Annotated in this window: 13 protein-coding genes; 2 read left to right on the top strand and 11 right to left on the bottom strand. The window is 58.7% G+C overall.

The window, feature by feature from the left end:
- Window positions 1-26: 26 nt before the first annotated feature.
- The 5 genes from WCY31_RS09620 to WCY31_RS09600 form a co-directional block, all read right to left on the bottom strand.
- Entirely contained in the window at window positions 27-1,757 is a 1,731-nt protein-coding gene (locus tag WCY31_RS09620) for an alpha-glucosidase (RefSeq protein ID WP_345972211.1), read from the bottom strand.
- Window positions 1,758-1,850: 93 nt separating this feature from the next.
- Window positions 1,851-2,525, bottom strand: a complete 675-nt coding sequence (trhA, locus tag WCY31_RS09615) for a PAQR family membrane homeostasis protein TrhA (RefSeq protein ID WP_345972210.1) — start codon at window positions 2,523-2,525, stop codon at window positions 1,851-1,853.
- 29 nt (window positions 2,526-2,554) lie between these two features.
- Entirely contained in the window at window positions 2,555-3,805 is a 1,251-nt protein-coding gene (locus WCY31_RS09610) for an NAD(P)/FAD-dependent oxidoreductase (RefSeq protein ID WP_345972209.1), read from the bottom strand.
- Entirely contained in the window at window positions 3,802-4,401 is a 600-nt protein-coding gene (locus tag WCY31_RS09605) for a hypothetical protein (RefSeq protein WP_345972208.1), read from the bottom strand. Before WCY31_RS09605 ends, WCY31_RS09610 begins: the two co-directional genes overlap by 4 nt.
- Complete coding sequence (locus tag WCY31_RS09600; RefSeq protein ID WP_345969572.1) at window positions 4,398-5,231, bottom strand: prephenate dehydrogenase; 834 nt, start codon at window positions 5,229-5,231, stop codon at window positions 4,398-4,400. The genes WCY31_RS09605 and WCY31_RS09600 overlap by 4 nt, the downstream gene beginning before the upstream one ends.
- A 129-nt stretch (window positions 5,232-5,360) precedes the next feature.
- Here WCY31_RS09600 and bamA point away from each other — a divergent pair, with 129 nt between their 5' ends.
- Complete coding sequence (gene bamA / locus WCY31_RS09595) at window positions 5,361-7,604, top strand: outer membrane protein assembly factor BamA (protein WP_345969571.1); 2,244 nt, start codon at window positions 5,361-5,363, stop codon at window positions 7,602-7,604.
- Between the two features lie 47 nt (window positions 7,605-7,651).
- Here bamA and WCY31_RS09590 read toward each other — a convergent pair whose 3' ends face one another.
- Window positions 7,652-9,124 (bottom strand): Ppx/GppA phosphatase family protein, encoded by a 1,473-nt coding sequence (locus WCY31_RS09590; RefSeq protein ID WP_345972207.1) that lies wholly within the window; start codon window positions 9,122-9,124, stop codon window positions 7,652-7,654.
- Window positions 9,125-9,243: 119 nt separating this feature from the next.
- Between WCY31_RS09590 and WCY31_RS09585 the strand changes: the two genes are divergently transcribed.
- Complete coding sequence (locus tag WCY31_RS09585) at window positions 9,244-10,572, top strand: cation:proton antiporter (protein ID WP_345972206.1); 1,329 nt, start codon at window positions 9,244-9,246, stop codon at window positions 10,570-10,572.
- A gap of 33 nt (window positions 10,573-10,605) precedes the next feature.
- Here the strand turns inward: WCY31_RS09585 and WCY31_RS09580 are convergent, their stop codons facing one another.
- From WCY31_RS09580 to plsY, 5 genes are all read right to left on the bottom strand, one after another.
- Window positions 10,606-10,863, bottom strand: a complete 258-nt coding sequence (locus tag WCY31_RS09580; RefSeq protein ID WP_231018856.1) for a YfhL family 4Fe-4S dicluster ferredoxin — start codon at window positions 10,861-10,863, stop codon at window positions 10,606-10,608.
- A 148-nt stretch (window positions 10,864-11,011) separates the two neighbouring features.
- Window positions 11,012-12,319, bottom strand: a complete 1,308-nt coding sequence (locus WCY31_RS09575) for a HAMP domain-containing sensor histidine kinase (protein WP_345969568.1) — start codon at window positions 12,317-12,319, stop codon at window positions 11,012-11,014.
- A complete protein-coding gene (gene hsrA / locus WCY31_RS09570) occupies window positions 12,298-12,969 on the bottom strand; it encodes a homeostatic response regulator transcription factor HsrA (RefSeq protein ID WP_231018853.1) in 672 nt (223 codons plus the stop codon). Before hsrA ends, WCY31_RS09575 begins: the two co-directional genes overlap by 22 nt.
- 80 nt (window positions 12,970-13,049) lie before the next feature.
- Window positions 13,050-13,376, bottom strand: a complete 327-nt coding sequence (locus tag WCY31_RS09565) for a dihydroneopterin aldolase (RefSeq protein ID WP_345969567.1) — start codon at window positions 13,374-13,376, stop codon at window positions 13,050-13,052.
- A complete protein-coding gene (gene plsY, locus WCY31_RS09560; protein WP_345972205.1) occupies window positions 13,376-13,990 on the bottom strand; it encodes a glycerol-3-phosphate 1-O-acyltransferase PlsY in 615 nt (204 codons plus the stop codon). The genes WCY31_RS09565 and plsY overlap by 1 nt, the downstream gene beginning before the upstream one ends.
- Window positions 13,991-14,063: the final 73 nt, after the last annotated feature.

Raw genomic sequence — 14,063 nt, 5'->3', positions numbered from 1 at the left:
CATGCGAGAAGTGCAAACGGTGTCCCTTACACCATAGCGAAAAGAGGTAAACGGTCCGAGTCGTGCAGATTCTCTTCGATGGCAACGATGAGGATGCCTAAGGGGGGGAGGTCGTACGGTCCCGGCGCGATCCAGGTCTGCTTCTGGATGTCTGGGAACAGGATACGTCCGCGGCATCCGAGGTGGCATTGCAGGGGTTCGGAGGCGAAGCTGAGGATGACGAGGCAGCGCTGCTCACCGGAAGTGCGCATGAAAACAAGCAGCGCCTCGTTTGAGGGGTCGAGGTCCAGCAAGCTGCCTGTCTGGAGCGCAGGATGAGTGCGGCGCAGATGGAGCAGTTCCCGGTAAAAAGGCAAAAGCGCGTCGGGATCGGCAGTTTGGTCGGCCACGTTGACGCCCTCAAGGTAATTATCATGGACCGGGAGCCATGGCCTGACGCCGGCCGGAGCAAAGCCAGCGTTGGGGGAGCGGTCCCACTGCATCGGCGTCCGGCAGCGGTCCCGGGAGAAGGTGCCGAGCTCCATGAGGATCTGCGCATCGCCGATCCCTTCTTGCAGGCGGAGATCGCGGTAGATCCTGCCGACGCTGTCGTGCAGCTCGCCGAGGCTTTGGATGGCATAGTCGCGCATGCCGATCTCTTCGCCGTAATAGAGGAAAGGGATGCCTCCCAGCAACAAGGTAACGGCGAGTGCGATGCGGCACGGCTGCAAGGAGTGCTCCCCCGCAGCGAAGTGGGTGGCGATCCTGGATTGATCATGGTTGTTCAGGGTCGTGCAGAACGCGCCGCCGTCGGGCACGGAAGTTTGCCAGGCACTTCGGATCTTCCGCAGTGCACCGGGCGTCAATTCCGGGAGGGCCACATCATCGAAGTTGAAGATGCCGTGCAGGGCGTCCCTGCCGTTTCCCAGAAAGCGGACGTCCGATGTTTCGCCGACGAGAAAACGGTCGTCATAGGTGTCTATCAGGGCCCGGAAGTCGCGCATCAGGGCAAACACCTCGGGCTGTTCGTGCTGGTAGCGGAGCAGATCGCGGACGATGTCCATGTAGTGCAGGTCGTCGCGGGTCTCTTTGGGAAGCCAGTTGTGCCGCAGTACGTCAATGGCGCTGTAGCGGCTCGTCTGCGGGGTCAGTGCGGGGTCTTCGTAGAGGGTGCCTATAGCATCCAGGCGAAAGCCGTCTACCCCTTTGTCCAGCCAGAAGCGCGCGACATCGAACATCGCGGCTTTGACCTCGGGATTCCGCCAGTTGAGATCGGGCTGTTCTTTGAGAAACTCATGGTAGTACCACTGTCCGGTGAGGGCATTGTGCTCCCAGGCGGAGCCGCCGAACTCCGATTGCCAGTTGTTGGGCGGACCCTCCCCGTCGCCGTCATGCCAGACATACCAGTCGCGTTTGGGGTTCTCCCGGTTTGAACGGGACTCCAAAAACCAGGGGTGCTGGTCGGAGGTGTGGTTGAGGACAAGGTCGAGGATCAGCCTCATGCCCCGCGCATGGATCGCCTCAAGTAGACGGTCGAAGTCCGCCATCGTCCCGTAGGCGGGTTCGACCGCCGTGAAGTCCGTAATGTCATAACCGGCGTCGATTTGCGGGGAGGGGTAGTGCGGCGAGAGCCAGAGGGCGTCGACGCCGAGCCACTGCAGGTAGTCGAGTTTACCGATAATGCCGGGGAGGTCGCCGATCCCGTCGCCGTTACCGTCGGCGAAACTGCGGGGATAGACCTGGTAAAAGACGGCGCGCTCCCACCACCTGGATGCCATGATTGAAGATCCTTCCTTGCCTGTAATGCCCTCAAGTGTACACAAAAGTAGAGAAGTGCGTCCTAAAACCGCTGCTCTTCCCGGCCTGCGGAACTATCGGCTTGGAATGAGAAAAAGGACGACGAAAAAGTGAAAAATGCTGCCGCCGAGGACAAAGAGGTGCCAGACGGCATGGTTGAGATGCAGTGAATCCCAGACGTAGAAGATAATCCCCAAGGTATAGGTGAGTCCGCCGGCGAGCAGGAGGGAGAGGGTGAGCGTGTCGACGTGCGCCAGCATCGGTTTGGCGGCGACGAGCACCAGCCACCCCATCAGGGCGTAAAGGATGAGGGAGAGGGTTTCAAAACGGCCGTGGTAGGCCACTTTCAGATAGATGCCCAGTGCGGCAACGCCCCATTCGACGCCGAAGATGATCCAGCCGAATGCGTCCTGGATGCCGAGCAGGGAGACGGGAGTATAGGTCCCGGCAATGAGGAGGTATATGGCAGAGTGGTCCAGCTGCTGGAGAATCCGTTTCGCCATGGGCGCGGTGACGGCGTGGTAGAGGGTGGAGATGCCGTACATCAAAATAAGCGCAATGCCGAATACCAGGGCGCCTGCGAGCGCTTTGCCGCTGCCGCTCTGGGCTGCAAGCAGCGTCAGGATGCTCATCGCCGCGATGCTCAGCAGCAGGCCGAGCCCGTGGGTGACGGCGTGCCAGATCTCTTCGGCGATGGAAAAAGAGTTGATATTCTGTTTGATTACGGTGCCTTTTGAGGAGGTTATCACATTATACTCCAACAAAAATTTCCGTATTGTTACCGCGGAACGGGGAGATGGCCGAGATGCCCGGCGAGGTGGCCGCTGGCGAAGGACCACTGCAGGTTGTAGCCGCCGCAGGGACCGTCGAGGTTCATCAGTTCGCCGCAGAAGTAGAGCCCCGCCAGTAGTTTGCTCTCCATCGTTTCGGGACGGATCTCCTTGAGTGACACGCCGCCGCGGGTGATCATCGCCATCTTGAAACCGTCGTGGCCGGTAACGGTAAGAGGGGTCCAGGCGAGGCGTTTGAGCAGGGCGTCGCGCACCTTGCCGTCCAGTTTGTTGAACTTCGCCTGCGGGTCGGCGTGGGCGAGGGCGCAGAGCTGCAGCGAGAGGGCCTCGGGCAGCAGGGTCATGACAAGGTCGATCGTGACGGCGTCGGGATGGTCGTTTTGGTACGCCTTGAAATGCTTGAGCAGTTCGTCTTCGCTCATCCCTTTCGTCATATTGATCAGCAGCGGCACTTCGCCATAACGCTCCAGCAACGGGGTGACGTCGCGGGCGAAATCGAGGACGGCGGGACCCCTGATGCCCGTCTTGGTGAAGATGAGGTCCCCGGTCGCGCGCAGTTTCTTCGCTTTTTTCAGGTCGACTTTGATGGTGACCTTGGGGATCGTATCGGCGCGGCAGTGCTCTACCCAGGTCTCTTTGGTTTTCAGCGGCATCATGGCGGGGTAGAGCTCGGTAACGGTGTGGCCCGCCTGCTGCGAGAGGGCGTAGCCGTCCCCTTCGGCGCCGAGCTGGGGGTAGCCGAGCCCCCCGGTGGCGAGCACGACATGGGGGGCGTTGAAGGTGTCCGTCTCCGTCTTCACCCCGGTGACATGCTCGCCGTTGTGTTCGACGGAAACGACCTTCTGGTTGCAGCGGACCTCCACGCCGAGGCGATGAAGCTCCTTTTCCAGCGCCGAAAGGATCGTCTCCGCGCTGTGGGTGACGGGAAAGACCCTGTAACCGTCGGGAGCGTGGGTCTCGACGCCGATCTCACCGAAAAAAGCGATCAGGGCTTTGTGGTCGAAGGCCTCCAGCGCCGGGGTCATAAAGCGGCCGTCACGGCCGAAACGGCCCATAAAGCTGGCGTTGTCGAGGGTGTTGGTGAGGTTGCAGCGGCCGCCGCCGGTGGCTTTGAGCTTGGCGCCGGGTTTGGAGAGTTTTTCGAGCAGCAGTACCTGCTTGCCCTGCCGGGCCGCGACAATGGCGGCCATCATTCCGGCCGCGCCGCTGCCGGCGACGATGAGATCGAAGGCGTTCATTCGACCTTTTCGGACTGTAGCTGCATCCGGGCGTACCAGCGGTGCAGGGCGGGGGCGATCGTCTCCAGGTACTCCCAGAGGTGTGCAGGCGTATCGGCCTGCATCGTCAGACCGTAGGAGACCTCGCTGAAAAGCAGCGGGTCGTAATCGGAGGCGCTCGCGCGGGCTTCTTTGATCATCTGCTGCGGGTTAAAGGTACCGGCGAAGTTCGTATCGAACTGCAAGAAGGTGTGGACATCGTTCGTCGCGACGAGCAGGCCGTACTGTGTCATGGCGAGCAGGTCGTGGCAGTCGCTGTACTGTTTGTCGTTATGCAGATCGTAGCTGGCGGTGTAGATGTGGCGGTCGGAGCCGTTGATGCGGAACTGCACAATGCACAGCGCAATGGTCTGCCCCTTATAGTCGACGTTGAAGATGGAAGGTTTAAACTCGCAGGTGACGGCGTTGTCCTCCAGTAGCTTACTGTTATTGTCAGCGACCTTGACGGCGACGAAGGGGATCCCCTGCTGGGTCCCCAGCGGCACGGCCTGCACGAAGGAGAGGTTGGCGATGAGGTCCTGGAGATTCTGCGGGAGAATCGTGTTCGCTTCGGTCATAAAAGGATCTCGTGCAGCTTCTTGCCCGTTTCGAGGCGGTCATGCACCTCTTGCCACGCCTCCTCCTTGATCGCCTTTTTCATGGCGTCGAGTTCATTTTCGAAGAGGCTGATCGCTTCGAGGAGGTGCTCCTTGTTCTGCCGGAAGATATCCTCCCACATGTTGGGCGAACTCTTCGCCAGGCGGCTCATGGAGCGGAAACCCCCCGCTGCAAGGGCGAGGATGTTGTATTTGTCCTCCTGGTTCAGTACCGTATTGGCCAGGGAGTAGGAGATGGCATGGGGCATATGGCTGATAAACGCGGCGTGGCGGTCGTGGTCGTGGGCGCGCATGTAGTGCAGCCGCATGTGCAGGCCCGAGAAGAGCCGGACGGCCGTCTCCTGCTGGGGCTTGCCCGAATCAGCCATGTCGCACAGGACGACGACCTTGTCTCTGTAAAGTCCCGAGACCGCCGCCTGGGGGCCGAAGTTCTCGGTCCCGGTCATGGGGTGGGCGGCGATGACGTTGTGGCGGATGCTCTCCGGGATGCTCTCGACGATGCGGGCTTTGGTACTGCCCAGGTCGATGACGGTCGCGTCCGCGTTGATGCGTCCGGGCATCTGCTGCAGGATGCTCATGATGCCGTCGACGGGGACGGAAAGGAAGATCGTATCGCACTGCAAGACGGTGTCGAAATCGACGACCCTGTCAACGAGTCCCAGCTCCAGCGCCGTGTCGCAGTGGGAGGCGTTGTGGTCGTGTCCGATCACCTCATTGACGAAGGGAAGCTGCCGCAGGTCCATTCCCAGCGAGCCACCCATCAGTCCCAGTCCGATAATTCCCAGTGTCATCACACCTCCTTAATGTCGCGCTTATTGTAGCGCCCGCAGGATTAGAGGGGGCTTTTTACGTCCTATTAACCTGCGGGCTGGTAGAATCCTTGTTTCCAAAAAACAAGAAAATATGCATATAGGGTTCTGATGAAACAGTGGTCGGCACTGATAGCGGTGTTTTTAACGGCAGCGACGCTCGCGTTCGCCGCCGAAACCGTTGAAAAAGTACAATTCGAAGGGCTGGTCCACATCTCCGAGGGGGTGGCCGAACAGCTGTTGGTGCAGAAGGCGGGGACGCCGCTGGAGACGGAGAAGGTCGACAAGACGATCGAGCGCTTTTTCGGGCAGGGATATTTCACGGACATCTACGCGACGTACGACGCAGGTGTTCTGACCCTTCATTTCACTGAGAAGCCGGTCATTTCGCGCATCGAGCTCAAGGGGTGGAAAGAGAAGGACGAGGATACGCTGAAAGATGTCGTCCAGCTGAAAAAGGGCACTCTCTACGATCCGAAAAAGCTCGAGGCGGCGAAGAAGCGCATTGTCGACAACCTCTCGCAGGAGGGGAAGATCGACTCCGTCGTCGAGATCGAAACAGAGCATCTTGATAACGGTTCCGTCGCCGTCACCTTCGTCGTCAACGAGGGCGAGACGATCCTGATTAAAAAGCTGAACTTCAGCGGCGTGGAAGGGCTCGACCCTGACGTTTTCGATGAAAACATCGCCAATAAAGAGCATCAATTCATGGGATGGTTCTGGGGTCGCAACGACGGGAAGATGATGCTCGACCAGCTGCAATACGACCCGATGCGTATCCGTGATACCTATATGCAGCACGGTTATATGGACGCGAAGGTCGATGCCCCCTTTACCCGGATCGATTTCGACGACTATACCGCCGAGATGAGCTACCAGGTCAGCGAGGGGCAGGTCTACATTACCAAGGCGATCGAGCTGCACCAGCAGACGCACGTCATTGACGATGCCGTCCTGCGCGACGTCATTACCCTCGAGACGGAGCAGCCGTTCAATATCAAGACCTTCCGGGATGACGCGGAGCGGATCAAGACGAAGATCGCCGACCTGGGCTACGCCTACGTCCGGGTGCTTCCCGACCTGCGCAAGGACAAAGAACACGGCACGCTCGAGGTCGTCTACCGCATTATTCCGGGCGAAAAGGTGTGGATCCGCAACGTCGTGATCTCGGGGAACAACCGTACCCTCGACCGCATCGTCCGCCGCGAACTCTACCTGGGGCCGGGTGACCTCTATTCGTTGACGGATCTGAAAGATTCGCGCAACGCCCTGGGGCGTACCGGTTATTTTGACGCCAACACCATCGAGGAGAAACGGGTCGATGACCACTCCATGGACCTTGTCGTCAAGGTCAAAGAGGCGCCGACGGGCAATATCCAGCTTGGAGGCGGGTACGGCAGTTACGGCGGGTTCATGCTCAGTGTCGGGGTCAACGACCGCAACATTTTCGGCTCCGGGATCACTACCGGGCTGCGGCTGGAGCGCTCCCAGCGTTCGAACAACTATTCGTTCAACATCTCCAATCCGCGCCTCAACGACAGCGATTTCAGCGGGAACTTCTCGATTTTCTATAGCGATTTCCAGTACAACGACTATACGACCCACTCCGACGGGGTCTCCCTGGGAACGGGACACCGTTTCAGCCGCTACATCTCCGGGTTCCTCAATTACACCTACTCCAACGTCAACTACCGGGACGTGAACCTGTCGCTCTACGCACAGGATCAGCAGCGCTTTTTCGAGAGCTATGCCAAGAGCGCCGTCTCGGTGGCGATGAGCTTCGACAATACGGATGACTACTATGTCGCGCGGAGTGGGTGGGCGATCTCGGAGAGCATCGAGCGTGCCGGGCTCGGGGCCCAGGCGAATTATGTCAAGAGTAGGACGGAACTGAGCAAATACAACGGGCTGGACGAGTGGCTCGGCTTTGACCTGATCTTCCGCTACAAAGCGCGCTATTACCTCGCCCGCGATACGGGTTACCTGCCGCTGGCGGAGCGGTTCTACATGGGCGGGCTCGGGTCGGTCCGCGGCTACGAGTCCTACTCCATGCCGTACTACCGCAATGCCATTTCCGGCGACAATGTTCGCTTGGGGGGAAAACAGACCTTCTCGCATAACGCCGAGCTGAGCTTCCCGCTGGCCCCGAAGGCGAAGATGCGCCTGACGACCTTCCTGGACTGGGGCTGGATCGGTACTTCGTCGCTGTCGGAGTTCTCCCGCGGTGGATACGGTGTCTCTCTGGAGTGGTTCTCGCCGATGGGACCGCTGCAGCTGGTCTTCGCCAACCCGATCAACCCGGAAACGGACGACCGGATCTCCCACTTCGAATTTACCATCGGGCAGCGCTTCTAAGCTGTCCCTTCCCTGTCATCAAACGCCATGCGGCATTGCCGCCGCTGCTACGCGATCTGAACCGTCAGCTCTTTTTCGATGCCCAGCCGTGCGATCTGCTCTTTGGCAAGATAGAGGGAGCTGCCCTCTTTGGCTCGGACATGCAGGACACCCGTGTCATCGAGCGTCAGCTCGAAGTCGATGTTGCGCGGCCGGTGGGTCAGCAGGGCGTCGGAGAGCGCGAGCAGCAGGTTGAGACGGTTGAGGATCTTCGCCTTCGGGAGCAGCCGCTGATAGTCGCTGTAAAAGGGTTTGGCGATTTTCCGCGTTTTGTGGTAGCGCACCAGCGCTGCCACGGTCATGATCTCTTCGTGGCTGTAGCCGTACTCCAGGGCGCTTTCGACCAGGTACTGGCTGTTCTTGTGGTAGGAGTAAAAATGGACCGACGCGCCGACTTTGGCGAGCTGGGCTGCGATCTTGAGGAGCCGCCGGGTCTTGTCGGGAAGGTGCATGGGGGCCTGCAGCAGGTCAAACAGGCGCATGGCGACGGTCGGGAGCTGGTTGGAAAAGGTTGTTTCGATCGTATGGCAGTCTAGCAGGTAGCGTAAAGAGGGGTTGTAGCCCGCCGGGAAGCGGTGGCGGTTATGGCGCAGGAGGTCGGTGAGGTAGAGTCCCTCGCGCACCCCTGCACCGCTCGTGACGAGGGTCTCGCAGCCGACATGCTGCAAAAAGCGCATCAGGATCAGTGTGCCGGGGCGGATGACGTCGTAGCGCTCTTTTTTGACGCCGAGCTGTTTGAGGGCGCTGTCGTCGGGGGCGGCGAGGATCTTCTTCCCCAGTGCCATCAGCGCGTCGGCCCCGAAGGTGAAGGCGTGCAGCTTCTTCATCGGATGCCCCTGGTTTTTCTGGATGATCTGGGCCAGGGCGCGGAAGGTGCCGCCGATGCCGATGACAATAGGGCTCGTCACCGGCGGCATGGCGGCGAACTGCGCATCGATATAGGCGCGGGCACCGTCAAGGTCACCCCGGTCGCAGAAGAGCTCTTTGAGCCGGACGGTGCCCAGGTTGAGCGAGGCGCTTTGCAGGACGTTCCCGGAGGCGATACAGGCGTATTCCGTTGAACCGCCGCCGATATCGATAGTGCGGGCGCTCATGGCTGGAAGAAGGTTGGCCGCAGCGACCCCGCCGAGATACGCCTCCTTCTCCCCGTCGATCACTTTGATCTGCAGGCCGAGCTCGTTACGGGCGCGTGAGAGGAAGAGGGCGCGGTTGGGGGCGTCGCGCACAGCGGAGGTGGCGACACAGAGCAGTTTGCGGCTACCGTAGGCGCGGGCGATGCTGAGAAACTCGCCGAGGGCCTCCAGGGCGCGGTCGATGGCGGCACTCTGGAGGTTACCCTCATCGGCATAGGCCCCTTCGCTGATCCGGACGCGGCTTTTGGACTCATGCAGCAGGGAGAAGGCAAAGCGGCTGCTTTTTTCGAAGACCACCATTCGAACGGAGTTGGACCCGATATCGATGATCGCGGTACGCTTCGCCATAGGTGAGCCTTTTTTGGTGGATTATACAAAATTCCGCCTCAGAGTCCGCCAAGAGGAGGGAGGCAGGAGCCCATTTGACGGCAGGCGACACGCTATAATGGCGAAAAACAGGACGCCTTATGCACTCATTTGCCCCCGAAATCATGCTGATCACCCTCCTGGCCGTGGTCGTCGTCTCCGATACGCTGGCGGATCGTCTGAAAGTCCCGTCGGTCTTTTTGCTGCTGATCGGCTCCTACTTGGTCTACCAGATGTTCCCTGCCGCCGTCCCGCTCGATCTGCGCGCCCATTTTGATACGGTGATCCTGCTCTGTATCCCGCTCATTTTTATGGGCGACGCCCTGCATCTGCATTTCAAGGATGTCCGGCAATTCGGATTCGAAATCTTCTACCTGGCGGTCTTTGCCGTTGCACTCTCTATTGCGGCAGGAGCGAGCCTCTATCAGCTGGAACTCTTCGCGCCGCTGAGCCTGGGAGGCTATGTGGCGCTGTTCGCGATCAACATGGCGACCGACGCGGTGAGTGTCCAGTCCGTGCTGTCGCGCTTTGAGGGGATCAGCCACGATCTCAAGGTGCTGATCGAGGGGGAGTCGCTGGGGAACGACGCGACGGCGGTCATCGCCTTCTTTTTCGTCGGGCTGCCGTGGATGCTTAGCGGGTCGATCGACCCGGTGGCGGCGTCGTTCGATGCCGTACGGGTCTTCGCCGTCAGTCTCGGTCTCGGGGTCGCGATGGGGTTCGGGTTCTACCTGCTGATGAAGCTCGTCGAACATCAACGCGGGGAGTTCTTTATCTTTGTTGTTGAAGGGTATGCCGCCTACGTGCTGGGCGAGGAGATGCATGTGAGCGGTATTTTGACCCTGATCGCCGCGATCATCGCCACCAAGGCCTGGATCGACGCCGACATCCGGCGCAGCGGTGAACGCGACGCGCGAAAAACGAAGAGCTACCGGCTGCAGCAGCTCTATCACCAGCTCCGTTTCGGCGGATACCATGCGACGACGGAACAGCGCCTGGAGTATATCTTCGAGATGGCGAAGGAGTTCGGGTACCTGGCGACGGTGATGATCTTCTTTACCCTGGCGGAGATCGTCGATTATGAACAGCTGTGGTATTACCGTTACGAGATTCTTGCGATGTTCGCCGCGACGACGATGATCCGTGCACTCTCCATGGCAAAATTCGCCCTTTTCGGCCACCGTTTCAATCTGATCAAACCGGTAGGCTTCGAGGGGTGGTTCATTCTGACCTTCAGCGGCATGAAGGGGGCGCTATCCATTATCCTCGTGCATATGATCCCCGACAGTTTTGCACATAAGGCACTGTTCGAGTCTGTGACCGTGGGGGTCGTCATGCTGAGTATTTTCGGATACGGGGTGACGTTATGGGGCTATTTCGTGTTGAAGAGCAGACGCGCGTCAGCGGCGTTGCAGACGCACAAGCGCTAGGGCGCCCGGCGCAAATAGGAAGGCGTAGCGGAATCAGTCCTCGTACTCGGCCATGATCTGGTCGTGTTTGAATTTCAGTTCAGCTACGGTTTCAACGTTGTCTTTGTCCGGGACGATACAGTCGACCGGGCAGACGGCGATACACGCCGGTTCATCGTAAGTACCGACACATTCGGTACAGCGGTCGGGGTCGATGATGTAGATCGGATCCCCCTCTTCGATTGCTTCGGTCGGGCACTCTTCTCTACAGGCATCGCAGGCGATACACTCATCGTTGATCAGCAGGGACATACATACCTCGTTTGTGACGCGCTCGCGTCAGTAATTTAATTGCGAGTTATAGCAGAAGAAACCTTTGGCGAGTTTGAAGTGCAAAGCATTCGCCGCAAAGGTGTCATTCAGATTAGATTTCGTGATAAAAAGGGGGAGGAATAGTGCCCTATTTTTTCTTCTGCTGGGGAAGGGGACAGCAGAGTTTGGCGCGCAGGACCAGCGTCGCCTCCGTTCCGTCGACGCCGTCGGTACGGTTGCGCAGCGTGATCTCCGCTCCCATGGCGTCGGCGGCGCTTTTGGCCAGGAAGAGTCCCAGTCCGACGCCGGATTTGGTCCCAAGGCGTTTGAAGGGGGCGAAGAGGTCGACGCTGTCGTCGATCCCGCACCCTTCGTCGATCACCCGGATAATGAGATCCTCACCCTCTGCGCGGCTGGTGAAGGTGACCTTGCGCCCTTCGGGGGTGAATTTAACGGCGTTTTGAAGGAAGTTCTGCAGGATCTGGTTGAGCAGTCCCTCCTGGATCGTCGCTTCATACGATTCGGGCTGGAGATCGTATTCGAGCGTTTTCTGCTCGGCCCGGGCCAGCAGCGCAAAATCCTCCCCTTTGCGCCGGAGCATGTCGATGATGTCCCGGCGCACCGGTGCTTCGAGCTGCGCACCCTCCTGGCGGCCGATATTGAGAATGTCGGCCACGATCTTGTTCATCTCGTCGACGGTCTCGTTGGTCTTTTTAATCGCCTCGATATACTCTTCGGGTGAGCGCTTTTTGATCAGGGTGACCTGGTTCTTGAGCTTGATGACGGCCAGAGGCGTTTTGAGCTCATGCGCCGCGCCGATAAAGAGCTCTTTTTGGTACTTGACGAAGTTCTGGATCCGCGCCAGGAGGCGGTTGATCGTGACGCCGAGGGGTTCGAACTCCTCGGGCAGATGCTCGACGCGGATCGGACGGACCAGGTGCTCGTTCATATTGGCCAGGCGGTGGCTGAGCTGCCGGATGGGGATGGTGAGCATCTTGGAGAGGGCGATGGCGTACAGGACGATGATGAAGAAGCCGATAGCGTTGATGATAAAGATCGAACGCAGGATCTTTTTGAGCAGCTTCTTCATCGTGCTGATGTCTTTGGAGACCTTGAGATAGGTTTTCTGCGCCTGCTCGAAGGGGTAGAGGAGGACCAGGTAGTCGCGGCCGTTGCTGCTGTCGTCAAAAAAGTGCGGTTCGTCGCCGGAAGCATCGTAGAAGATCAGCTCCACGCTGACGCCCAGCAGGGCGTCGGTGTCATTGCTCATCGTATCGGAGAGGGATTGGAACTCGGTGATGTTCTTGGCGAACTGCAGCATCTCATGCTGTTTCTCGTCGTAGATGTTCTGTCGGATATAGAAGTAGAGAATGGAGGAGAAGATGATCAGCAGCGCCGCCGAAGCGACGATCAGCTGAATGAGGAAACGGTTCCTTATGCTTCTTTCGGAAAACAAAAACGGTATCCGCGGCGGCGTACGGTCTCGATGGTTGTGATGTTAAGGGGTTTGTCCATCTTCTGGCGGATCTGGTTGATCGCGACCTCGATGACGTTCGGGGTGACGAGTTCGGGCTCTTCCCAGATAGCGTCAAGCAGCTGCTCTTTGGAAACGATCTGGTCGCGGTGGCGCGCCAGGTGCGTCAGGACCTCGAACGGTTTGCCCTTGAGTTCTATCTCTTTCTCTTTGTAGATGATCTTCTCTTCTTCAGGGTTGATGATCAGGTCTTCGATCTCGATGATGTTGCTGCCGCCGAAGCGCAGGCGGGCTTCCAGGCGTGCGACGAGGACGTCGAAGTCGAACGGTTTGCGGATGAAGTCGTCCGCACCGGCACGCAGCGCGGCGATCTCGCTCTCGTTGTCGTCGCGGGCGGAGAGGACGACGACGGCCGTTTTCGGTGTGTTGGCCTTGATGTCGGGAATAATGTCGATGCTGTTGCCGTCAGGGAGCATCCAGTCCATCAGAATCAGGTCATAGTTGCGGATATCGAGGTAGTATTCACCGTCTTTGAGGGTTTCGACGACGTCGCTCTGGTATCCAAACTCTTTGAGCCCTTCGGCCAGAGTTTTATTGAGTGTGATCTCATCTTCAATGATCAAAATGCGCATGCATTAATCCTCTAATTGTTGAAAATTTTCGCGAAGTATAGCACAGTTTTAGAAAATTTTAAACTTTTTTTCAATTTTCTTTAAAAATTGGATTTTTTTGTGACAGAGACCCGGCAGTCGGGGAGGATGTCCGGTTTGGCGACGGTGAGCGAGAGGCTTTTTATGCCCGGAAACGCTTCTTTCAGTGTCGTAGATAGCGCTTCGAGGGCCTCTTCGACGAGGGCGAACTTTTCCTGCCGCATCTGTGTTCTGATATGGTCGGCGACGGCGGCGTAGTCGATGAAATGCCCTGCCTCATAGTCGTAGTCGATGACCGCGTCGACAATGACGCGCTGCGGGGTGACCCGCTCGAAATCGAGGATGCCGATGATGCAGTCAAAGGTGAGGGCGCGGATCTCGATGGTCATCAGACGACGCGTTTCTCCTCGCCCCTGACGAGGCGGACGATGTTGGGGATATGTTTGTAAAAAAGGAGCACGACGATCAGGATGACCGGCGCGTGCGCCATCTCCGGGTGGAGGAAGAAGCTGGCCACGAGCAGGGCCAAGACGCCGCTCAGTGACGAGACGGAGGAGATACGGACCGTTTTGGCCAGGATCCCCCAGACGGCGAGAGCGATCAGCGTCTCCAGCGGCAGCATGACGAGCATGACGCCCATGCCCGTCGCGATCCCTTTGCCCCCTTCAAACCAGAGGTAGGGGCTGAAACAGTGGCCGGCGACGGCCAGGACGGCCACGCCCCACTGCGCCGCTTCGCTCATCCCGAAGGCTTTCGCGATCAGCAGGACGACCACCCCTTTGAGGGCGTCGAGAAGGAGGGTCGCGATGCCGAGTTTTTTCGCGAGCGCGGGGTTGGTCTCTTTGACGACGCGCAGCACGTTCGTCGCGCCGATGCTTTTCGAGCCGCCCTCTTTGACATTGACGCCGGCGAACAGCTTGGCCAGGACGAGTCCGAAGGGGATACCGCCTACAAAGTAAGCCAACAGGTAGAACTGTACATTGGGATTGAAGAGGAAGTCCATAAAAACAGGGCCTTGAGAGTAGATATGAATTATAAGGGATATGGTAACGACGCTTTGGTTATAATTCCATTAA

The organism is Sulfurimonas sp. HSL3-1, from assembly GCF_039645995.1.
GTDB lineage: Bacteria > Campylobacterota > Campylobacteria > Campylobacterales > Sulfurimonadaceae > Thiomicrolovo > Thiomicrolovo diazotrophicus.
The sequence above is the reverse complement of the archived record's forward strand: the minus strand, read 5'-3'. Positions and strand labels throughout refer to the sequence as shown.

Excerpts from the sequence above, each read along its gene's own strand:
- WCY31_RS09565 (WP_345969567.1), bottom strand. The coding sequence starts at position 13,376 with ATGACCATCGAGATCCGCGCCCTCACCTTTGACTGCATCATCGGCATC.
- WCY31_RS09585 (WP_345972206.1), top strand. The coding sequence starts at position 9,244 with ATGCACTCATTTGCCCCCGAAATCATGCTGATCACCCTCCTGGCCGTG.
- WCY31_RS09620 (WP_345972211.1), bottom strand. The coding sequence starts at position 1,757 with ATGGCATCCAGGTGGTGGGAGCGCGCCGTCTTTTACCAGGTCTATCCC.
- plsY (WP_345972205.1), bottom strand. The coding sequence starts at position 13,990 with ATGGACTTCCTCTTCAATCCCAATGTACAGTTCTACCTGTTGGCTTAC.
- WCY31_RS09590 (WP_345972207.1), bottom strand. The coding sequence starts at position 9,124 with ATGGCGAAGCGTACCGCGATCATCGATATCGGGTCCAACTCCGTTCGA.
- WCY31_RS09580 (WP_231018856.1), bottom strand. The coding sequence starts at position 10,863 with ATGTCCCTGCTGATCAACGATGAGTGTATCGCCTGCGATGCCTGTAGA.
- WCY31_RS09610 (WP_345972209.1), bottom strand. The coding sequence starts at position 3,805 with ATGAACGCCTTCGATCTCATCGTCGCCGGCAGCGGCGCGGCCGGAATG.
- WCY31_RS09600 (WP_345969572.1), bottom strand. The coding sequence starts at position 5,231 with ATGACACTGGGAATTATCGGACTGGGACTGATGGGTGGCTCGCTGGGA.
- bamA (WP_345969571.1), top strand. The coding sequence starts at position 5,361 with ATGAAACAGTGGTCGGCACTGATAGCGGTGTTTTTAACGGCAGCGACG.
- WCY31_RS09605 (WP_345972208.1), bottom strand. The coding sequence starts at position 4,401 with ATGACCGAAGCGAACACGATTCTCCCGCAGAATCTCCAGGACCTCATC.
- hsrA (WP_231018853.1), bottom strand. The coding sequence starts at position 12,969 with ATGCGCATTTTGATCATTGAAGATGAGATCACACTCAATAAAACTCTG.